Annotated in this window: 16 protein-coding genes; 6 read left to right on the plus strand and 10 right to left on the minus strand. The window is 72.1% G+C overall.

Annotated features, from left to right (window positions below):
- Positions 1–20 precede the first annotated feature (20 nt).
- Entirely contained in the window at positions 21–215 is a 195-nt protein-coding gene (locus P9K36_RS11595) for a translation initiation factor IF-2 (protein ID WP_043383150.1), read from the minus strand.
- A gap of 104 nt (positions 216–319) precedes the next feature.
- On the opposite strand from P9K36_RS11595, the gene P9K36_RS11600 reads away from it, so the two are divergent.
- Positions 320–1,654, plus strand: a complete 1,335-nt coding sequence (locus tag P9K36_RS11600; protein ID WP_043761123.1) for a PLP-dependent aminotransferase family protein — start codon at positions 320–322, stop codon at positions 1,652–1,654.
- Positions 1,655–1,953: 299 nt separating this feature from the next.
- Here P9K36_RS11600 and P9K36_RS11605 read toward each other — a convergent pair whose 3' ends face one another.
- Entirely contained in the window at positions 1,954–3,480 is a 1,527-nt protein-coding gene (locus P9K36_RS11605) for a LysM peptidoglycan-binding domain-containing protein (RefSeq protein ID WP_111473987.1), read from the minus strand.
- Positions 3,481–3,700: 220 nt separating this feature from the next.
- On the opposite strand from P9K36_RS11605, the gene P9K36_RS11610 reads away from it, so the two are divergent.
- The 3 genes from P9K36_RS11610 (at position 3,701) to P9K36_RS11620 (ending at position 9,745) form a co-directional block, all read left to right on the plus strand.
- Positions 3,701–4,297: a TIGR00730 family Rossman fold protein gene (locus tag P9K36_RS11610; RefSeq protein ID WP_043347456.1), complete on the plus strand. Its 597-nt coding sequence runs from the start codon at positions 3,701–3,703 to the stop codon at positions 4,295–4,297.
- A 56-nt stretch (positions 4,298–4,353) separates the two neighbouring features.
- A complete protein-coding gene (locus P9K36_RS11615; protein WP_043347454.1) occupies positions 4,354–6,120 on the plus strand; it encodes a methanol/ethanol family PQQ-dependent dehydrogenase in 1,767 nt (588 codons plus the stop codon).
- Between the two features lie 409 nt (positions 6,121–6,529).
- Complete coding sequence (locus tag P9K36_RS11620) at positions 6,530–9,745, plus strand: autotransporter domain-containing protein (RefSeq protein ID WP_278307105.1); 3,216 nt, start codon at positions 6,530–6,532, stop codon at positions 9,743–9,745.
- Here P9K36_RS11620 and P9K36_RS11625 read toward each other — a convergent pair.
- The gene (locus tag P9K36_RS11625; protein ID WP_043757148.1) at positions 9,729–10,649 is read right to left on the minus strand and encodes a LysR family transcriptional regulator; all 921 of its coding nucleotides are present in this window, start codon (positions 10,647–10,649) and stop codon (positions 9,729–9,731) included. The genes P9K36_RS11620 and P9K36_RS11625 overlap by 17 nt on opposite strands.
- Before the next feature lie 92 nt (positions 10,650–10,741).
- Here P9K36_RS11625 and P9K36_RS11630 point away from each other — a divergent pair, with 92 nt between their 5' ends.
- Entirely contained in the window at positions 10,742–11,611 is an 870-nt protein-coding gene (locus P9K36_RS11630) for an aldo/keto reductase family oxidoreductase (protein ID WP_043757149.1), read from the plus strand.
- 157 nt (positions 11,612–11,768) lie between these two features.
- On the opposite strand, the gene P9K36_RS11635 is transcribed toward P9K36_RS11630, so the two are convergent.
- The 7 genes from P9K36_RS11635 to P9K36_RS11665 all read right to left on the minus strand — a co-directional run bounded on the left by P9K36_RS11635 (position 11,769) and on the right by P9K36_RS11665 (position 18,896).
- A complete protein-coding gene (locus tag P9K36_RS11635) occupies positions 11,769–12,998 on the minus strand; it encodes an ABC transporter substrate-binding protein (RefSeq protein ID WP_043347444.1) in 1,230 nt (409 codons plus the stop codon).
- Between the two features lie 245 nt (positions 12,999–13,243).
- Entirely contained in the window at positions 13,244–14,131 is an 888-nt protein-coding gene (locus P9K36_RS11640; protein ID WP_043757151.1) for a 3-keto-5-aminohexanoate cleavage protein, read from the minus strand.
- 16 nt (positions 14,132–14,147) lie between these two features.
- Positions 14,148–14,906 (minus strand): SDR family oxidoreductase, encoded by a 759-nt coding sequence (locus tag P9K36_RS11645; protein ID WP_043347437.1) that lies wholly within the window; start codon positions 14,904–14,906, stop codon positions 14,148–14,150.
- Complete coding sequence (locus tag P9K36_RS11650) at positions 14,903–15,853, minus strand: 3-hydroxyacyl-CoA dehydrogenase family protein (protein WP_043757154.1); 951 nt, start codon at positions 15,851–15,853, stop codon at positions 14,903–14,905. The genes P9K36_RS11645 and P9K36_RS11650 overlap by 4 nt, the downstream gene beginning before the upstream one ends.
- Positions 15,854–15,915: 62 nt before the next feature.
- Positions 15,916–16,767 carry a MoxR family ATPase gene (locus P9K36_RS11655; RefSeq protein ID WP_043757156.1) on the minus strand — a complete coding sequence of 284 codons (852 nt, stop codon included), beginning with the start codon at positions 16,765–16,767 and terminating at the stop codon, positions 15,916–15,918.
- A 231-nt stretch (positions 16,768–16,998) separates the two neighbouring features.
- A complete protein-coding gene (locus P9K36_RS11660; RefSeq protein WP_043347422.1) occupies positions 16,999–17,640 on the minus strand; it encodes a hypothetical protein in 642 nt (213 codons plus the stop codon).
- Positions 17,637–18,896 carry a hypothetical protein gene (locus P9K36_RS11665; protein ID WP_043347420.1) on the minus strand — a complete coding sequence of 420 codons (1,260 nt, stop codon included), beginning with the start codon at positions 18,894–18,896 and terminating at the stop codon, positions 17,637–17,639. Before P9K36_RS11665 ends, P9K36_RS11660 begins: the two co-directional genes overlap by 4 nt.
- A 314-nt stretch (positions 18,897–19,210) precedes the next feature.
- Between P9K36_RS11665 and P9K36_RS11670 the strand changes: the two genes are divergently transcribed.
- A complete protein-coding gene (locus P9K36_RS11670) occupies positions 19,211–21,055 on the plus strand; it encodes a cation:proton antiporter (RefSeq protein WP_043347418.1) in 1,845 nt (614 codons plus the stop codon).
- Positions 21,056–21,611 lie beyond the last annotated feature (556 nt).

A 21,611-nucleotide genomic window follows, 5' to 3' on the forward strand; every position in this document is an offset into this window, starting at 1 on the left:
CGCTGCGCGCAGGGCACCCGTCACGCCCGCCAGAACGGCTTCGCGATCTCGATGCGCAGCGCCCACGGCTCCAGGCCGGCATCCCGGGCCTGATCGGGGTGGAGCGCCGCGAGGGCGCGCCGGGTGCGGATCCGATTCAGCCACGTCCGGAGCAGGGACGGGCGCGCGGCGGGGCGGCGAAGGGCGGGTGACGAAGACAATGTGACGGCGGGCATCGCGGTCGATCCGATGGCGGGGATGCAGTCCGGCCGGGATTGCTGGCGGAGCATTGATCCGATACACATCTCGGATCAATCGAAACATTGACCTCGGAGCAATGATGCGCGCCGCGGATTACCGCTCCGTCGCCGACGCGATCGCCGCCGACATTGCGGCGGGCCGGCTGCGCCCCGGGGCGCGGCTGCCACCGCAGCGGGACTTCGCCTACGCCCGGGGCATCGCGGTCTCGACGGCGAGCCGGGTCTACGCGGAACTGGCCCGCCGGGGGCTGGTGACCGGCGAGGTCGGGCGGGGCACCTATGTCCGCAGCGATCCGGGGCAGGTCGGCCTGCTCCGGCCGGAGCCGCCCGCGGCGGCCCTCGACCTGCAGCGGACCCATTCGCGCCTGCCGGAGCAGGAGGCGGTCCTGTCCGAGACCCTGGCGGCGCTGGCCCGCAGCGGCGCCGAGATCGGCTTCAGCCAGTACGGGCCCGCGGGCACGCCGCGGGCGCAGGCCGTCGCCGCCGGGTTCCTGGCCCGGGAGGGCTACGCCCCCGATCCCGCCGATATCCTGTTCACCGGCAACGGCCGGCAGGCGCTCGCCGCCGCCCTGGCGGCCCTGGCGGCGCCCGGCGAGCGGATCGGCTGCGAGCCCCTGACCTATCCGGGGGTGAAGGGCATCGCGGCGCGGCTCGGGATCACGCTGATCCCGCTGGCGATGGATGCCGAGGGTGTCTGTCCCGAGGCGCTGCTCCAGGCCCACCGGGCGACCCCGCTGAGCGGCGTCTATCTCCAGCCGACCCTGCACAATCCCCTCGGCGCCACGATGGGGCCGGCGCGGCGGGCCGCCCTGGCGGAGGTCCTGGATCGCACCGGGCTCATCGCCATCGAGGACGCGGTCTACAGTTTCCTGGCCGAGGCGCCGCCGTTGGCCGGCCTCGTACCGCACCGGGTGATCTTCGTGGACAGCCTGTCGAAGCGGGTGATGCCGGCCCTGACGGTCGGCCTGATCGCCGCGCCGCCTGCCCTGACCGACCGGCTCGCCGCCTCCGTCCGCCAGGGGGCCTGGACGGTGCTCGGCCTGTCGCTCGCGGCCGGCATGCACTGGATGGCCGGGGGCTCGGCGGCGGCGCTGGCCGAGGCCAAGCGCCACGATGCGGCGGCCCGGCAGGCTCTGGCCCGGGCCGCGCTCGCCGACCTCCGGGTGGTCGGCGATCCGCAAGCCTACCACCTCTGGCTGGAACTGCCCGAGACGTGGCGGGCCGAGGCCTACGCGGCCGCGGCCCTGCGCCAGGGCATCGCCCTCCTCCCGGCCTCGGCCTTCGCGGTCCATCCCGGCCACGCGCCGAACGCGGTGCGCCTCGCCCTGGCCTCCCCGTCCCGCGCGGACCTCGACGGGGCGCTGCGCAGCCTGCGCCGCCTGGCGTTTGCGGGCGACGATCAGGTCGTGGAGTGAGGCGGGTCTGCGGACGGCGCCGGTGCCCGTCGTTACCCGGCTCTGCCCGGGCTGTGCCCCCCGCGGTCACGGCGGTGCGCGTGACGACGGTTCGGCGGCATCGACCGGAGGCGGTCCGGGCGCCTTGCGCGCGGGGACCCGTCCCGTCCCTGGGCTTCACCCCGAACGGCGATCGGGATTCCGGAGCCCTCCTGCGAGGCCCGCGCGCGGGCACCCCAGGACGAGGTCGTGGTCTGGAGCTCCGGCGTTTCAGGCCGCCCCGGCGGCCCTGAGGACGGTCGGGCAGGCCCCGAAGCCGCTCAGCCGCGCTTGTCGGCGGGGAGCACGAAGATCTGGCCCGGATAGATCAGGTCCGGATCGCGGATCTGGTTCTGGTTGGCGTCGTAGATCACCGTGTAGCGCTCGCCCCGGCCATAGGTGCGCTGGCTGATGCGCCACAGATTGTCGCCGCGGGTGATCCGGGCCGTGCTGATCTCCGGCACGAACACCGTCCCGGCCCGGTTCGGCCCCGCCATGTCGGCCACCAGGGGGCTCGATCCGGCGGCCGGGGGCGAGGCCGCGGCCGGCCGGTCCCGATCGGCCCCGTCGCGGGCGTCGCCGGCCCGCGCGTCCGGGGCCCGCGCCCCGTCCTGGGCGGCCGAGGGCGCGGGCTCGGCGGGTTCCCGGGCGGCGAGCTGCGCCGGCTCGGGCACCGACAGGGGCACCGCCGCGCGGCTGGCGACCTTGCCGGTGGCCGGGTCGACCTCATCGATCCGCACTTGGTACTGGCCGGACTTGAGACCGCGCCCGATGGTGAAGGTCGCCCGGCCGTCCGGCCCGATGCTGCCGGGGGCGATCAGCGTGTCGTTGAGGTAGAGCTGGATCCTGGCTCCCGGCGTACCGGTGGCCGTCACGAACAGGCGGCCGTTCCCCTGCACGTCCACGCTGACGATCCGGGTCGGCGCCGACCCGGGCGCCGCGGCCTCGCGGGTCTCGCCGCTCCCGGCCGGCCGCGCGGCCTGCGCAGGGTCGGCGGCCCTGGAGCCGGGCTCGGTGCTGGGCTGAGAGCCGGGCTGAGAGCCGGGCTGAGAGCTGGGCTTGGATCCGGCCCTGCCATCCGCCTTGCCTCCCGCCTTGCCTCCCGCCTTGGCGTCGGCCGTCGCGCCGGGGGCGCCGGGCTGCGACAGCACTACGGTCGCGGCGTCCGGGGCGGTCAGGGCCACCAGGGGCTGGCGATCCCGGCCGGGGGCGACATCCACCGCGACGCTCTGCTGCGACTCGGTCGCGCGCCCGTCCTTGCCGGTCATGCGCAGGCGGAGGGTGCTGGCCCCCGCCGGCAGGGCCGGCGGCACGATCGCGAACTGGCCGTTGGCGTCGGCCTTGGCCCGGGCCACCGGCCTGCCGTCGACCAGCATCTCGATCCCGGCATCCGGCGCACCGCGGCCGGCCACCACGGCGTCGCCGTTCGGCTCGACCCGGACGATGTCGAAGCGCGGCGCCTCGGCGGCGTCCGGCAGGCGCGCATCCGGGCTTGGGCCGGCCTGCGGCGCTCCGGGTGCGGCGGCGCGGGGATCCTGCGGGCGGGCGGCCATGTTGCCCGCCCCCGGCGCCGGGCTCGCCCGGCCCGGCTTGTCGTCGCGAAAGTCGATGGTCGGGTCGGGGCGACCGGCCACGGCGCCCGGATCGGTCAGGCCGCGCAGGCTGGCGCTCGGCGCGGGGGCGTCCGGACCGGGCCGACCGGTGAGCCGCCGCAGGGAATCGCCGCCGAACAGCGCCAGCACGAGTCCCAGTCCGCCGAGAAGGCCGGCGAGCGCCAGGGCGAGACTGCGCCGCACCTGTCTCGACATCGCCACGAAGGCCTCCCCTGATCCTGCCGCCGCCCGTCGGGCCGCCCCGCGCGAAAACCGTCGACGGCGCCGCCCATAATACCGTACATGGTCCTGACACCAAGCCGTCCCGCCGTCCAGGCGGGCGAATCCCCCGCGAATTCAGCAGTTTGGCGCGTGGAGTGCCGGGCGCGGGGCGTGTTCTGGACGGCTCGCAACGGACGCGCGAGGAGGGCGCCGGATGGCCCCGGTGAGGACAGTCTGTGTCTATTGCGGCTCCGGCTTCGGCCGCGACCCGGCCTTCCGCGAGGCCGCGGAGGTCCTCGGGACCGCGCTCGCGCAGGCGGGGATGCGCCTCGTCTACGGCGGCGGCGATGTCGGCCTGATGGGAACGGTCGCCCGGGCGGCGCTCGCCGCCGGCGGCCACGTCACCGGCATCATCCCGGATTTCCTCCAGGCGCGGGAGCACATGCTGGCGGACGTCCAGGAGACCGTGGTGGTGCCCGACATGCACACCCGCAAGCGCCTGATGTTCGAGCACTCGGATGCCTTCGTGACCCTGCCGGGCGGCATCGGCACCCTGGAAGAGCTGGTCGAGCAGCTGACCTGGGCGCAGCTCGGGCGGCACCGGAAGCCGGTGGTGCTGGTCTCGGTGGCGGAGTTCTGGGCGCCGCTGCTCGCCCTGTTCGAGCACATGCGCGGCCACGGCTTCATCCGCGAGGGCCTCGACCTGAGCTACCTCGTCGCCCGTGAGGCGGCCGAGGTGGTGCCGATGCTCCGCACGGCCGGCCACGAGCCGGATCCCCAGGCCGAGACCATCGTCCAGCAGCGGATGTGAGGCGGTCCGGGCGGGATCCGGTGCGCCGGCGACCGCGCGGCGGGAGGATTTTCAGGATGCGCGCTTCCCTCCTCGCGGCCCTGCCGCTCGCCGGCCTCGCCGGCGCGGCCTCGGCCGGACCCGCGCCGGTCCTCCAGACCCTGGACTACGCCAACACCCGCTATTCGGATCTCGCCCAGATCGACGCCGGCAATGTCGGGCGCCTGAAGGTCGCCTGGACCTTCTCCACCGGCGTCCTGCGCGGCCACGAGGGCGCGCCGATCGTGGTCGGGCACGTGATGATCGTGCACACGCCCTTCCCCAACGTGGTCTACGCCCTCGACCTCGACCATGACGGCCGAATCCTGTGGCGCTACGCCCCCCGGCAGGAGGCCGGCGTCATCGCCGTCATGTGCTGCGACACGGTCTCCCGCGGGCTGGCCTACGCGGACGGGCGGCTGTTCCTGCAGCTGGCCGACACCACCGTGGTCGCCCTCGACCCCGAGACCGGCCGGGTGCTGTGGTCGGTGAAGAACGGCGATCCGGGCCGGGGCGAGACCAACACCGCTACGGTCCTGCCGGTCCACGGCAAGCTCATCGTGGGGCTCGCGGGGGGCGAGTACGGGGCGCGCTGCCACGTCACCGCCTACGATCAGGCGACGGGCCGGCGCCTCTGGCGCGCCTACGCCACCGGGCCCGATGCCGACATGCTGGTCGATCCGGAGACGACGACCGAACTCGGGCGCCCGATCGGCAAGGATTCCTCTCTGACGAGCTGGGAGGGCGACCAATGGCGGACCGGCGGCGCCTGCAGCTGGGGCTGGTTCTCCTACGATCCCGACCTGAACCTCGTCTATTACGGCACCGGCAACCCCGCGACCTGGAACCCGTCCCAGCGCCCCGGCGACAACCGCTGGTCCATGGCGATCATCGCCCGCGACGCCGACACGGGCATGGCCCGCTGGGTCTACCAGATGACCCCCCACGACCAGTGGGACTATGACGGCGTCAACGAGATGATCCTCACCGAGCAGGTGATCGCCGGCCGGTCGCGCAAGGTGCTGACCCATTTCGACCGGAACGGCTTCGGCTACACGCTCGACCGCGCAACGGGCGAAGTGCTGGTGGCGGAGAAGTTCGATCCCACGGTCAACTGGGCCAGCCGGATCGTGATGGACCCCGCCGCCCCCGATTACGGCCGGCCGGTGGTCGACAAGCGCTACGCGCCCGGGGAGGCCGACGAGGAGGAGGTGACCAAGAACATCTGCCCCGGGGCGCTGGGCGCCAAGAACCAGCAGCCCGCGGCCTACTCGCCCCTGACCCGGCTGTTCTACGTGCCGACCAATCACATGTGCATGGATTACGAGGCGTTCCGGGTCACCTACACGCCCGGCCAGCCCTATGTCGGCGCGACGCTCACCCTGCACCCGCCGGAGGGCTCGGACCGGACCGGGGCGTTCATCGCCTGGGACGGCGCCAAGGGCCGGATCGCCTGGACGATCCCGGAAGCCTTCTCGGTCTGGTCGGGGGCGCTGGCCACCGCCGGCAACGTGGTCTTCTACGGCACGCTGGAGGGCTACCTGAAGGCGGTCGATGCCCGGGACGGGCACGAGCTCTACCGGTTTAAGACGCCGTCCGGCATCGTCGGCAATGTCACCACCTACCTGCACGACGGGAAGCAGTACGTGGCGGTGCTCTCCGGGGTCGGCGGCTGGGCCGGGATCGGTCTGGCGGCCGGGCTCACCGATCCCGCCGACGGTTCGGGGGCGGTCGGCGGCTACGCGGCCCTGTCGCAATACACGGCGCCGGGCGGGCAGCTCACGGTGTTCGAACTGCCGAAGTAGGCCCGGCCGCCGGTCCCGGCGGCATCCGCACGCGCCGCCGGGCGATTCGCACGGCATCCCGCCGGGTCGCTTCGGCGCCGGATCCGCCCGGGCGCAATCCGGGCCGCCTCCCCTGCCCCGCCTGGCCCCGACCCCTGCAACCGCGTCCGGCCTCGGGCGCGGCTGTTCAGGTGCGGCCGCACGTGCGCGGCAATCGAAGGCCGAAACCCAGTTCTTGACGAATATTGCGATAGACTAAATCCGGTTATATTCGTGCAGGCTCCAAAAATAAGCCGACTTACAGAGTGTTGCTCTGAGGATACGAATCAAGAAGACGTCAGATTTTGAACGAAATATGACGATTTTCTATCGATGATCTTGGATATGGGGCGCGCGACCGGCCGGACGGGGCGGTGTCGGGGAGCGCATCATGAAACGGGGATATGGGGTCTCAATCGCCGCTCTGGCGGTCGCGATGCTCGGTTCGGGCGCCCAGGCACAGACGCCCGGTGCGGGCAACGGCGTCGACATCCTGTCGGGCTTCGGGCGGATCTGGATCCCCGGACGGACCTACGACACCGGATCGCCCACGGCCCTCGGGGCGCCCCTCCTGCTGCGCAACATCCAGATCGTCGCCGAGCGGGCGCGGGAGCGGACTCTCGCGCAGGAGGTCGCCGCCTATTACGACGACCGCCGCAACCAGAGCTACAGCGTCATCGACGGCCTCGGCCCGCTGACCCAGGCCTATCTGGCGGGGTCCGGGGCGACCACCACGATCCCGGCCTTCGACGCGACCACGTCCCGCGTCCAGTATGTCGACCAGGGCACCGGCGCCGGCGTGACGACGTCGCCCCTCGGGAAGGTCGTGCAGCTGGTCAACGTGTTCCGGACCAACGCCTCCACCAGCCCGGCCAAGGACGCCTACAGCTACCCGCGCCCGTGGCGGCAGAGCCTGAACGGCGAGAGCCTTGGCTTCGTCGTGCCGCCCTCCCTCGTGCCGGAGAAGAGCCCGACGCCCGCGACGGATGGCGGCTTCCCGAGCGGCCACACCAACGCCGCCTACCTCTCGGCCCTCGCCCTGGCCTACGCGGTCCCGCAGCGGTTCCAGGAACTGCTCACCCGCGCCAGCGAGCTCGGTGACAACCGCATCGAGGCGGGGATGCACTCGCCCACCGACGTGATCGGCGGCCGCGTGCTGGCGACCTACTTCGCCATCCGGGCGCTCAACGACCCGGCCAACGCGACCCTGCTGGCGGACGCCGTCGCGCAGGCCCAGAGCTACCTGAGCCAGGCCTGCGGCGGGCCGGTGGAACGGTGCGCCCACGCCGCGGTCGATCCCGCCACCGACCGCTTCTCCGATTCTGCGCGCAACAAGGCCGCCTACACGGCGCGCCTCACCTACGGTCTCCCCTCGGTCGGACCCACCAATCTGCCGCCGGTGGTCCCGACGGGCGCCGAGGCGCTGCTCGCGACGCGCTTCCCCTACCTCACGGCGGCGCAGCGCCGCGACGTGATCGCCACCACCGAGCTGCCCTCCGGCGGGTTCCTCGACAACGGCCTGGGCTACGACCGCATCAACCTGTTCGCCGCCGCCGACGGCTACGGGGCCTTCAACGGTCCCGTCAGCGTCACCCAGGATGCGGCCAAGGGCGGCTTCTCGGCCTACGATGTGTGGCGCAACGATATCGGCGGCGCGGGCAGCCTCGAGAAGCTCGGCAGCGGCACCCTGGTGCTGGCCGGCGCCAACACCTACGCGGGCGGCACGACGATCGGCGGCGGGACGCTGGTCGGCCATGCCGGCGCCTTCGGCACGGGCGCGATCGTCGACAACGCGGCCCTCGTGGTCGATCAATCCGTCGACGGGACGCTGCCCAACGCCATCTCGGGCTCCGGGACCCTGTCCAAGACCAATTCAGGCACCCTCACGCTCACCGGCCTCAGCACGCTGAGCGGCGCCACCACGGTTCAGGCCGGGCGGCTCGCGGTGAACGGCTCCCTCGCCAACTCGGTCGTGTCGGTGCTGCCGGGGGCGGAGCTCGGCGGCTCCGGCACGGTGGGCGGGATCGGCGCGCTCTCGGGGGGCACCGTGTCTCCCGGCAATTCCATCGGCACGCTCACCGTCGCCGGCAATGCCGCCTTCGCGGCCGGCTCGACCTACCGGGTCGAGGCCAACGCCGCCGGCCAGGCCGACCGCATCGCCGCCACCGGCAGCGCCACCCTGTCGGGCGGCACCGTCCAGGTGCTGGCCGCCTCGGGCGCCTACAACCCGCGCACCACCTACACGATCCTCTCCGCCGCCGGCGGCGTCTCGGGCCAGTTCGCCGGCGTGACCGCGAACCTCGCCTTCCTCAGCCCGGGCCTGCGCTACCGGACCGACGCGGTCGACCTGACCCTCACCCGCAACGACGTGCCGTTCGCCGCGTCAGCCACCAGCCGCAACGGCATGGCGGCGGCCAACGCCGTCCAGGCGGCCGGCCCGGGCCGGCTCTTCGACGCGGCGGTCGCCTTCACCACGGCCGAGGCCGGCAACGCCTTCCGGGCGCTGGCGGGCGACATCCACGCCGGCACCGTGTCCACCGCCTACGAGACCGCGTTCTTCGTGCGCGAGGCGGTGCTCGACCGCCTGCGCTGGGGCAGCCCCGGCACCGGCCTCGATTACGGCACCCTGCCGGCCGCCTACGCGGCCGACCTGCCGGGGCGCCAGCCGGTGGTGGCGGGCGTGCCGGTGCGGACCCTCGACCCGCAGGTGTTCGGGCTCTGGGGCCAGGGCTTCGGCGCCTTCGGCACGGCCGAGGGCGGCGGCAACGCGTTCAACCTCGACCGGCAGATCGCCGGCTTCGCGGCGGGCGCGGATGTCCGCGTGTCGAACGGGCTGCGCGTCGGCGTGGTCGGCGGCTACACGGAGGCGTATCTCGACAGCGCCGGCCGGTCCGGCGGCACGAGCCGGGCGGAGAGCGCCACGCTCAAGAGCGGCTTCGGCGGCCTGTATGGCGGCTATGAGGTCGGGCCGTTGTCGGTGCGGCTGGGAGCGCTCTACGCCGGGACCGACACGCGCACCCGGCGGGCGGTGCTGTACGGGCTGTCGGACACGCTGAGCGGCCATGGCGGCGGCTATACGGTGCAGGGCTTCGGCGAGATCGGCTGGAGGATCGCGCTCGGCCAGCCGGCTCCGGCGGCTCTGGTGTCGAGGGACGGCGTCGCGGTGCCGGTGCCGCCGGCGGCCTCCTACGTCGAGCCGTTCGTCGGCGGGGCGTATGTCGGCATCCGGCGGGACGCCTTCGCGGAGACCGGGGGCGCGGCGGCGCTGGCGAGCGTCGCGCGGGACTACGATCTGGGCGCGGCGACCGTGGGGGTGCGGGCGCAGACGGGCCTGGAGCTGGGGTTGGGTCTTCCGGTGACGCTGCGGGGTCTGGTCGGCTACCGGCGGGCCTTCGGCGACGTGGTGCCGACGGCCCTGCTGCGGTTCGGCACGGGCCCGGCCTTCCTGAGCGCGGGCGTGCCGATCGACCGGGACGCGCTGGTGGCGCAGGTCGGGCTCGATCTGGCGGTGGCGCCGAACGCGAGCCTGGGTGTGGCCTATACCGGCCAGACCGGCGCCCGCGCCCAGGATCAGGCCGTGAAGGGCACCTTCACCCTCCGGTTCTAGCGCGCGACGCCTGCGCGCCGACGAAATCCACGAAGGCGCGCAGGGGCGCCGGCAAGAGCCGCCGGCCCGGATAGTAGAGGAACGGGCCGGAGAAGACCTGCCACCAGGGTTCCAGCACCGGCTCCAGGGCGCCGCTCGCGAGCTGCGGGCGCAGCCAGTCCTCGAAAAGGTGGACGATCCCGGTACCCGCGACCGCGGCTTCCACCGCGAGGTCGCTGGCGGCGACCCGCACGATCAGCGGCCCGGACGGGTCCACCCGGACGATGTCGCCGTCGCGCTCGAACTCCCAGGGCGCCGTCAGGGCGCCGCTCGGGAACCGGCCGAGCAGGCAGGCATGGGCGAGGAGGTCGCGCGGATGCTCCGGCCGGCCGCGCCGGTCGAGATAGGCCGGGGACGCGGCGGTGGCGAAGCGCTGCCGCCGCGGGCCGATCGGCACGGCGATCATGTCCTGCTCCAGCCGCTCGTCGTAGCGGATCCCGGCGTCGCAGCCCGCCGCCAGCACGTCGACGAACCCGTCCTCGACGACCACCTCCAGGCGGATCTCCGGGTAGGCCGCCAGGAAGGGCGGCACGAGGGCCGGCAGCACGAGCCGCGCCGCGCTCAGCGGCACGTTGAGCCGCAGCGTCCCGGCCGGCCGGTCGCGGAACCCGTTCACCACGTCGAGGGCGGATTCCACCTCGGCCAAAGCCGGGCCGAGCCGCTCCAGCAGGCGCATGCCCGCCTCGGTGGGCGCGACGCTGCGGGTGGTGCGGTTCAGGAGGCGCACGCCGAGCCCCGTCTCCAGCCGGCGCACCGCCTCGCTGAGGCGCGACGCGCTCCCGCCCCCGGCGCGGGCGGCCTCGCGGAAGCCGCCGGCCCGCGCCACGGTCACGAAGGCGGCGAGGTCCGTGAGATCCTGGGTCATTGTTCGAAGATCCGCACAGCCCGTGCCGATTGTCACCGCTTATCTGTCGAATCGCTGGCGTCTACATCCGGGACGCGAACAGGAGATCCGTCATGACCGACATCGCGCAGGCCGGCACGTTCCAACTCGGCGACCGCAGGGTGAAGCGGCTCGGCTACGGGGCCATGCAACTCGCCGGGCCGGGCGTGTTCGGGCCGCCCAGGGACCGCGCCGCCGCCATCGCGGTGCTGCGCGCGGCCGTCGCCGCGGGCGTCGACCACATCGACACCAGCGACTTCTACGGGCCGCACGTCACCAACCAGATCATCCGCGAGGCGCTGCACCCCTACCCGGACGACCTCGTGATCGTCACCAAGGTCGGCGCGAAGCGCGGGGCCGACGCCTCGTGGAACCCGGCCTTCTCGGCCGCGGAGCTGACGCAGGCGGTCCACGACAACCTGCGCAACCTCGGCGTCGAGGCCCTCGACGTGGTCAACCTGCGCCTGATGTTCGACGTCCACGGGCCGGCGGAGGGCCCGGTCGAGGCGCCGCTCACCGTGCTGGCCGATCTCCAGCGCCGGGGGCTGATCCGCCGGATCGGCCTGAGCAACGCCACGCCGCGTCAGGTCGCGGACGGGCGCCGGATCACCGACATCGTCTGCGTGCAGAACCAGTACAATCTCGCCCACCGGGGCGACGACGCCTTCATCGACGCCCTCGCGGCTTCCGGCACCGCCTACGTGCCGTTCTTCCCGCTGGGCGGGTTCAGCCCGCTGCAATCGGGCACCCTGTCGGAGGTGGCCGCCGGGCTCGGCGCGACGCCGATGCAGGTGGCGCTCGCGTGGCTGCTGCGCCGGTCGCCCAACATCCTGCTGATCCCGGGGACGTCGTCCCTCGGCCACCTGCGCGAGAACCTCGCGGCGGCGGAGCTCAGCCTGCCGGAGGAGGCCATGGCGGCGCTCGACCGGATCGGGGCGGCGTGAGAGGCGCTCATCCGACCCCCGCCCTCATCCTGAGGTGCTGGAGCGAAGCGGAAGCCTCGAAGGAGCCCTCCCGATACCGCCGCGATCCCTGGAGCCCTCCTTCGCGGCCGCTGCGCGGCACCTCAGGCTGAGGGGTTTGGTGGGATAGCTCGGGCCCCTACTTCGCGGTCATGCCGGCCACCATCGGGCAGCCGCCCTCGCTCATCGGGCGGAAGGCCTGCTCGGCGGGGATCGTCTCCAGCACCTTGTAGAGGTCCCACGCGCCCTTCGACTCGGAGGGCGCCTTGGCCTCGAACAGGTACATCGGGTGGATCTTGCGCCCGTCCGGCCGGATCGTCCCCTTGCCGAACAGCGGGTCGTCGGTGGGCATCTCCTTCATCTTGGCCACCACGGCGGCGCCGTCCTTGGCCGAATGCAGGGCCGCCACCGCCTTCAGGTAGTGCAGCGTGCTGGCGTAGACGCCCGCCTGGTACGAGGTCGGCTTCTTGCCGGGCATGCGCTTCTCGAACCGCTCCGCGAAGGCGCGGGTGCCGTCGTTGAGGTCCCAGTAGAACGAGGCCGTGAAGTCGAGCCCCTGCGCCACCTCCAGGCCCAGCGAGTGGATGTCGGTGATGGCGATCAGCAGGGCGGCGATCTTCTGGCCGCCCTGGCGGATGCCGAACTCGTGCGCCTGCTTGATGGCGTTGGCGGCGTCGAGGCCGGCATCGGCGAGCCCGATCACCTGCGCCCCCGAGGCCTGGGCCTGGAGGAGGAACGAGGAGAAGTCCGGGTTCGGGAAGGGCGTGCGCACGCCGCCGACGACCGTGCCGCCGTTCTTCTCCACCACGGCCTTGGTGTCGCGCTCCAGGGCGAGGCCGAAGGCGTAGTCGGCTGTGATGAAGTACCAGGTCTTGCCGCCGCGCTTGAGCATCGCCTTGCCGGTGCCGTTGGCGAGCGCCGCCGTGTCGTAGGTCCAGTGCACGGTGTTGGGCGTGCAGGCCGGGCCGGTGAGGTCGGCTGTGCCGCCCCCCGAGTTGATGAAGGCCTTGTTCTTCTCCTTGGTGATCTGCGCGATGGCGAGCGCCACCGAGGAGGTCGGCACGTCGAACACCGCGTCGACGCCGTCGCGGTCGTACCATTGCCGGGTGACGGAGGCGCCGACATCGGGCTTGTTCTGGTGGTCGGCGGAGACGACCTCGACCTTCAACCCCTGCGCCTCCGGCTTGAAGTCCTCGACCGCCATGCGGGCGGCCACCACCGAGCCCTCGCCGGTGGAATCGAAGTAGACGCCCGAGCGGTCGTTCAGGACGCCGATCTTCACCGGGACGAGGTCGGCCGCGAAGGCGGCGCCGGCGCCGAGCGCGCACAAGCTCCCGAGCAGTCGCGCGACGTGGTGGCGGACCGTCATGTCTCTCTCCCTGTTTGTCCGAACGCGGCGGCGTTGATCGCCGCTCGGTTCTTCTCAGGGTGCAGACTATCCGGGGGGGATCGCGGTCGATACGGCAACGCGTGAGGATGCGGGCGTTCCGTCAGGGGCCGCCTTCCCCGCCCGCGACGACGCTTCGGTGATCGCGGACGGGCATTCGCTTCTCCGAGGCGCCACCCCGTCTTCGCTGCGCACGTGATGACGGGTGAGCGGCGGCGACCGGACTCTCAACCGCCCCGCGGCGCCAGCCCGAAGATCGCCCGCGCCTGATCGGGCGTGGCCGGCGCACGGTCGATATGGGCCAGCAGGCTCACGGCCTTCTCCACCAGCGCGGCGTTGCTCGGCGCGAGCGTGCCGCGGGACAGGTACAGGTTGTCCTCCAGCCCGACGCGGACGTTGCCGCCCATGCCGGCGGCGACCGCGAGGATCGGGAACTCCTCCCGGCCGATGCCGAAGGCCGACCAGACCGCGTCCTCCGGCAGCCGGGCGCGCATCGCCACCAGGGCTTCCGGTGTCGCCGGCGCTCCCCAGGGAATGCCGAGGCAGATCTGGAACAGCGGCGGGCGGGCCAGATGCCCCTCGGCGATCAGGTGCCGGGCCAGCTCGATCTGGCCGAGATCGAACACCTCGATCTCCGGCTTCACCCCCGCCGCCCGGATGTGACCCGCCATCGCCCGCAGGTGGCCGGGGGTGTTGAGGAACAGGTGCTCGCCGAAATTCATCGTGGCGACGTCGAGGGTGCAGATCTCGGGTGTGAGTGCCGCCACGTGCCGGGTGCGGGCTTCCGGGCTCACGAAGGTGGTGCCCGGGCCGGCGACGGCCGGATCGGGATCGCCGGGCACGAACCGGCCCCCCGCCCCCGTGGTCAGGTTGAGGATCACGCTGTCGTTCTGGTCGCGGATCCGTTCCACCACCTCGCGGTAATGGGCCAACTCCATGCTGGGCGCGGCGGTCTCGGGATCGCGGACGTGGATGTGGACCACCGCGGCCCCGGCGGCGGCGGCCTCGAGGGCCGACTCGGCGATGGCTTTCGGGCTCACCGGCACGGCCGGGTTCTTCTTCGGCGTGTCGAAGGAGCCCGTGAGGGCACAGGTGATGACGGTGGTGCTCGACATCGTATCCTCCCCGGGCTCAGATCGCCCCGCCGTCGACCGTGATCGTCTCGCCGGTGATGTAGGCCGCCCCCGCCGCGAGGAAGAAGATCGTCTCGGCGATGTCCTCCGGCCGGGCCATGCGGCCGAGCATCGTGCGCTCCACCGTCGAGGCCTTGCGTGCCTCCGACCAGGGCTCGGTCCAGGGCGTGGCCACGAGGCCCGGCGCCACCGCGTTGACCCGCACGTCGGGCGCCAGCGCCCGGGCGAGGCTGCGGGTCAGGTTGATCAGCCCGGCCTTGCTGGCCGCGTAGGCCACCGAGGAGCCCCGCCGCCCGAGCCCGGCCACCGAGGCGGTGTTGACGATGGCGCCCCGGCTCGCCTTGAGGGTCGCGGCCGCGGCCCGGGCGCAGCGGAACGGCCCGAGGAGGTTGGTCGCCAGGATCGTGGCCCAAAAATCCTCACTCATCGCGTCGAGATCCTCGAAGGCGATGGGCGTGGTCGTGCCCGACGTTCCGGCATTGTTGACGAGCACGTCGAGGCCGCCGAGCCGGTCGATCCCGGCCGCCACCATCGCCTCGGCCTCGCCCGCCCGCGACACATCCCCGGGCAGCGCGAGCACCGAGAGCCCCGTCCCGGCAAGTCGCGCGGCCTCGGCGGGACCGCGGGGATCGTCGGGCAGGTGGTTCAGCGCCACCGCGGCGCCGTTCCGGGCGAAGATCTCGACGGTCGCCAGCCCGATGCCCGACGAGGCTCCGGTGACGAGGACGCGCCGTCCGGACAGGTCCGCTCCGATCATGATCCCTCCATCCGGCCGATCCCGGCCATCGCCGCCTTGAGCGCCAGGAGCTTGCGGTCGCGCTCGCGGAACAGCTCCGCGGGCGCCCGGCCGCCCCAGTCGAAATAGCCGCGCCCCGCCATCACCCCGGTCCGGCCCGCGGCGCAGAGGGCGTCGAGGGTCTCGGAGCGGGTGCGCGGCGGCGGCGGCGCGTAGCTGCCGTTGGCCAGCGCGCGCTGCGTCAGTTCCAGGCCGGTGAAGTCGGCCTTGGCGAGGTGGCCGAGGATCGGGATGCGCAAGGAGAGCCCGTGGATGATCGCCTCGTCGATGTCCCGCGGCGCGGCGACGTCCTCGTCGAGGAGCCGGAACACCTCGGCGCTGATCGCCTGCTGGATGCGGTTGGCGATGTAGCCGGGAATGAAGCGCTTCAGCACGATCGGGACCTGCCCGAGGCCGCGCACGAGGTCGGCCATGGCGGCGACCACCGCCGGATCCGTGCCGGGCCCCGGGACCACGTCGACGAGGTCGACGATGTAGGGCGGCGTGTACCAGTGCAGGATCAGCGCCCGCGCCTGCCGGGCCTCCGGGATCAGCGGGAACACGTCGAGATAGCTGGTGTTGCTGGCGAGGATCACGTCGGCCGGGCAGAGCCGGTCGAGCTCGGCGAACAGGGCGCGCTTGGCCTCCGGATTCTCGGTGATCGCCTCGATGACGAGGCCGGCGCCCGCCACCGCCGCGTCCAGCGTCGCCTCGACCCGGACGGCCCGTGCCAGTCGCCCGGCATCCCAGCCCGCGGGCGCGGCCCCTGCCTCCTGCAGGGTGGCCAGCGCCGATTCCATCAGGCCGGGCACCCGCGCGCGGGTCTCCGGTGACGTGTCGGTGATCCGCACGCCGTGGCCGCCGAGCGCCAGCACCAGGGCGATGCCGTGCCCCATCACGCCGCCGCCGACGATCGCGATCTCGCCCATGCCGCACGCTCCGTCCCTGTCCCGGGCTCCTCTGGCGGGAGTCCTCGGGTCTTCACGCGAATTCAGCCGCCGCGCTGGTCCCGGCGCATCATGAAGGCCAGCTTCTCGAAGAGGCTGACATCCTGCTCGTTCTTCAGGAGCGCCCCGTGCAGGGGCGGGATCAGCTTGCGGCTGTCCTGCTCGCGCAGGGTCTCGGGGGCGATGTCCTCGGAGACGAGGAGCTTCAGCCAGTCGAGCAGTTCCGAGGTCGAGGGCTTCTTTTTCAGGCCCGGCACCTCGCGCATCGCCAGGAAGGTCCGCAGGGCCTCCTCGACGAGGCGGTGCTTGATGCCCGGATAGTGGACGTCGACGATGCGCTGCAGCGTCTCGGCGTCGGGGAACTTGATGTAGTGGAAGAAGCAGCGGCGCAGGAAGGCGTCCGGCAGCTCTTTCTCGTTGTTCGACGTGATGATCACGATCGGCCGGCGCACGGCTTTGACGGTCTCGCCGGTCTCGTAGACGTGGAACTCCATCCGGTCGAGTTCGGTGAGGAGGTCGTTGGGGAACTCGATATCGGCCTTGTCGATCTCGTCGATCAGCAGGACCGGGCGCTCGGGCGCGGTGAACGCCTCCCAGAGCTTGCCGCGCCGGATGTAGTTCCCGATCTCCGAGACCCGGGGATCGCCGAGCTGGGAGTCGCGCAGGCGCGAGACCGCGTCGTACTCGTAGAGACCCTGCTGCGCCTTGGTGGTCGACTTGATGTTCCAGACGATCAGCGGCGCACCGAGTCCCCTGGCGATCTCCTCGGCCAGCACCGTCTTGCCGGTGCCGGGCTCGCCCTTCACCAGGAGCGGGCGTTCCAGCACCACCGCGGCGTTGACCGCCGCGGTGAGGTCGGGGGTCGCGACGTAGGTCTCGGTTCCGGAAAAGCGCATCGCGGTCTCGGAGAGAGGGGCTTGAGCCCAGGGGTAACGCGGCGCGCAGCCGGGCCGCAAGCGCGGCGCCGGATCCGACCCGCGTCCGCATTCTGCGAGGCCCGCGTCAGCGAGCCCCGCAGGAAGGCTTTTGGGGAACGCGCGGCCGGATGGAGGCCACTTCCGAGACCTCCGCTGCGCTCCGGCACCTCAGGATGAGGGTGGAGATCCGAGCTCAACCTCGGGACCTGGTCAGCCCTTCTCGTGCCAGACGCAGTTCCGGGCCAGGATCTCCAGGTTCACGTCCGACTTCTGCGGCTGCGGCAGGGTCTTGCCGTCCATGGCGAGGTCGATCTTGATCTCGACCTGCCCCTTCGCCTCGGCCGTGCGGCGGGAGAAGTAGCAATATTGCTGGTAGGGCTGGTCGGCGCTGTCCTTGAAGTTCCAGCCGGTCACGATCTGCCCGTCGAGATAGGGCACCTGCTTGAACACCGTGAAGGTGGTGTTCACCGTCGCCTTCGAGGCCGGGGCCGCGTCGCTGCCGAGCTGCGCCTTGGTGGGGGTCGGCGACGCGGATGCCTTGGGCAGGCCTTCGAGCTTCAAGACGTTGTCGGTCAGCGTGACTTCGCCCTTGGTCTTCAGGGTCACGTCCGAGAGGGCGGCCTGCATGGCGGCGGCGATCTTCTCCGCCGCGGTGTCGAACTGGTTGAGCGTCGCCCAGCCATAGGCCGCCGCCCCGATGCCGATCCCGGCGAGGCACGCGAAGGCGCCGAAACCCAGCGCCCGGAACAGGAAGGCCCGGGCGGCGACGTAGCTCGAATCCGCCCGCAGGCGGGAATTCACCTGCTGGGCGAGGGCGATATTCTCGGGGGTCCCGCTCGCGACGTAGTTCATGCGCCGGCTCCAGCGGCAGGGAGGGTCTGGCCCGGATGGGCCTGGTTGGGCAGCGCCTGCTGGCCTTGCGCCGGGCGGTTCATCGGGATCACCGCCCCCGAGGCGTTGGCGGCCCGCGGCAGGATCGGCTCAGGGTTCGAACGCAGGGCGTCGGCGATCGCGTCGAGCATGTACGGCGCCGCTTCCGGGTTCACGGCGGCGCCGAGGTCGTCCTCGTCCATGAAGGTCCGGCGGGTCGAGACCGCGCAGAGGGCCAGGATCGTCGACGCGAAGGCGGCGCAGACCGCGGGCAGGAATACGAAGATCCGCAGGAAGGCGTGGACCTGGCTCTCGGTCACGTCGATCGGGTCGACGCCGTAGACCATGGCGGTGAAGGAATGGAGCTGCGAGCGGTTGACCGCGTTGCGGTAGCCCTGCTCGGCATCGGCCACGCGCCGGTCGGCGGCGCCGGGATCGAGGGCGGCGCGGGCCTTGCGGGCCTCCTCCAGGTCCTTGATCATCCCGGCGCGGTCGGCGGACGCCTTGGCGACACCCTGCGACAGGGCGGCGACCCGCGGATCGGCCACGCATTTCAGGTTCTGGTACTTCCGGCCCTTGCTGTTGGTGCCGAAGACCCGCTCGCAGCGCTGGGCCGGCAGGCCGGCGAGCTGCTGGGCGTTGTCGGCGGAACGCTTCTCGATCTGGTCGAGCTCGGCCGTGTACTGGGCCACGCGTTCGTCCGCCGCCTTGATGCGGTCGCCGATCGTCGCACGGTCGGCCTGGGCGTCCTTCAGGGCCGTCTTGGTCCGGGCCGCCTCCATCAGGCGGGGATGGAACATCATCTCGCCGAGCTGCGACACCGACTTGGTGGTCACGCCCGCCGCGAAGATGATGCCCAGCACCGCCAGCCCGCGCACGAAATGCGAGCGCTGGGTGCGCGCCAGGATGCCCAGCGGCACCCGGCACAGCTCCACCGCGGCGTAGACCAGGGGCGCCAGCAGCATGAAGTAGAAGGCGTGCCAGTCGCCGTCGCTGTAGACGCCTGCGAACAGCCACGCGCCCCAGAGCGAGGCGCCGATCACCATGAACTCGACGAGGTACGCGATTGCCACGTAGCCCCACTTGATGCGGTAGCCCTTCTCGACGTGGCGCTGGTGGCGCCAGCGGTCCGACTCAAGCTTCCACTCGCGCTTCTCGCGCTCGCGATCGCGGCTGGGGGGCGCTGTCGGACCGGAGAATATCGATTTGATGGAGATCATCGGCCTCGTCGCATCCATCCGGTCCAGTTCCGGGCAGGGCCCGGCCGAGCTTAACCCCCGGTTAACTCAGGCGTGTATGTGCCCATTGTGCCGATTTTGAGCCGCGTTGCACACACCCGCCGTACACATCCACCGGGTGATCGCCCGCAGCATCGCCCCGGTGGCGGAAATGTCTCACCCGATCGATGTATCCGGCTTGTGTCGGAGCGCACCTGCGCCGGCCCGTTCCCGGCCTGAAAGCGGTTGCCCGCAGCACGGCGACGACCCATGATCGCGAAGCCGTGATCGGCGTCCCCCCGCAGCCCCGAGAGACGAGGTTCGATCCGCCGCCGATGCCAGAGGTCCATGCCGGCTCCTACAAGGAAGCGATCCTGTTCCTCGTCACAGCGGGCATCGTGGTGCCGCTGTTCCACCGCCTGCGGATCTCGCCGGTGCTCGGCTTCATCGGCGCCGGCGCCCTGCTCGGACCCTTCGGCCTCGGCCGGCTGGCCGACACCTATCCCTCCGTTCACCTCTTCACCATCGGCAACCGGGCCGAGATCGCGCACCTCGCTGAATTCGGCGTGATCTTCCTGATGTTCATGATCGGGATCGAGCTGTCCTGGGAGCGCCTGCGGGTGCTGCGCCGGCTGGTCTTCGGCCTCGGCTCCCTGCAGGTGGGCTGCTCCGCGCTGATCCTCGGGGCGATCCTGTACGGGCTCGGCGTGCCGCTCACCGGCGCGGCGATCGTCGGCATCGGCCTCGCCCTGTCCTCCACCGCCGTGGTGCTGCCGGTGCTGGCCGAGCAGAAGCGGCTGAACGCGCCCACCGGCCGCACCAGCTTCGCGGTCCTGCTGTTCCAGGATCTGGCGGTGGCGCCGGTCCTGTTCGCCATCGCGGTGCTCGGCCGCGACGACGGCGGCGACAAGGGCTGGGCGCTGGCCATGGCGCTCGGGCAGGCGGCGATCGCGCTGGTCCTGATCGTGGTGGCGGGCCGCCTCGCCCTGCGCCCGCTGTTCCAGCTGGTGGCGCGCACGCGCTCCACCGAGCTGTTCATGGCCGCCTGCCTGCTGGTCATCGTCGGCACGGCGCTCACCGCGGCGGCGAGCGGCCTGTCGATGACGCTCGGCGCCTTCGTGGCCGGCCTTCTGCTGGCCGAGACCGAGTACCGCCGGGCGATCGAGGCGACGATCGACCCGTTCAAGGGCCTCCTGCTCGGCGTGTTCTTCGTCTCGGTGGGCATGAACCTGGACCCGGCCCAGCTCATGGCGAGTCCCGGCGCGATCCTCGGATTGTCCCTGGCGCTGGTCCTGATCAAGGCCGCCGTGGTGATGATGGCGGCTCCGGTCCTGAAGATCCCCCGGCCCGTGGCGCTGGAGACGGCGCTGCTGCTCGGGCCGGGCGGCGAGTTCGCCTACGTGCTGATCGGCGGCGCCATGGCCACCGGGCTCGTGCCGGAGGAGGTCGGCGCGGCCGCCCTCGTGGTGACCACCGTCACCATGATCATGATCCCGGCGCTCGCCGCCGTCGGCCGGCGGCTCAAGATGCGGGCGACGGCCAGCGCCCAGGCCGCCGCCAAGGCCGAGCCGGTGCCGGAGCGGGTGGACAACCGGGTGATCGTCGCGGGCTTCGGCCGCGTCGGCCGGCAGGTCGGCGAGATGCTGGAGCGGCACCAGATCCCGTACCTCGCCCTCGATTCCGACGCCGCGCGGGTGGCCGAGCAGCGCCGCGCCGGGGCGCCGGTCTATTTCGGCGACAGCGGCAGCACCGAGATGCTGCGCCGCTGCGACATCGCCACGGCCCGGGCCCTGGTCGTCACCCTGGACAACCCGCGCGCCGTCGAGGCGGCGGTGGTGGCGGCCCGGGCCGAGCGGCCGGACCTGACCATCGTGGCCCGTGCCCGCGACGCCCGTCACGCGTCGTCCCTCTACGAACTCGGCGTCGACGACGCGGTGCCGGAGACGATCGAGGCCTCCCTGCAGCTCTCGGAGGCCGTGCTGGTCGATGTCGGCGTCCCGATGGGGCTCGTCATCGCGTCGATCCACGAGCGGCGCGACGAGTACCGGACCCTGCTGAAGAAGCGCGAGAACGAGGCGAAGCCGATCTTCCGTGCCCGCCGCACGGTGGGCAAGGCTCTGGGCAAGCCGCCGGCCAAGCGCGAGCCCGAGCGCCAGGAGGCGGCCGGCCAGGAGGCGTGACAGGAGGCATGACAGGAGGCGTGAGCCGCAGCCCTGCCGAACCAGCGGGGCGCTGCCGCGGTGGTGCGTCCGTTGTCCGTCTGCGGAACCGGAGAGCGCGCCGATTCCGCCGCCCGACCAAGGTCAGGATCACGACTGCGTGGCTGTCCCAGGCCCGGTTGCGGGTCCTGCCACGTCCAACGCCGGCCGCTTCCCAGCTTCAGCCAAGTCGTGCTGCGGCGGCGGCCGGCAGGCGCAGGAGACGTCGAAATCTTTCGACGCGATTGATTCGAACAGAAAGCGGCGCCAAATTTTTTTCGCGTGAAGTCTGTAGTGCGTGCTGCTAGGGGTCGCGTGTTCAAATACGATATTACGGAATATTTGCCTAAGTAATTCTTTGTTTGGCTGACATCGATTCGATCTCTGCGAATTTTGTCTTCGCCCGCAGGTGCCTCTGAGGGCGCGGTGCGATTGCAGGTGAGATTGGCTCAAGATTTCGCCATGTAGGATTGCGGCATTCGACCGGTGCGCGTCTGATGCGAGGTGAAGCCCGTGATGGCTAAAAGCGGTCTCCTGA

The sequence above is a fragment of the Methylobacterium sp. 391_Methyba4 genome (genome assembly GCF_029691625.1).
GTDB lineage: Bacteria > Pseudomonadota > Alphaproteobacteria > Rhizobiales > Beijerinckiaceae > Methylobacterium > Methylobacterium fujisawaense.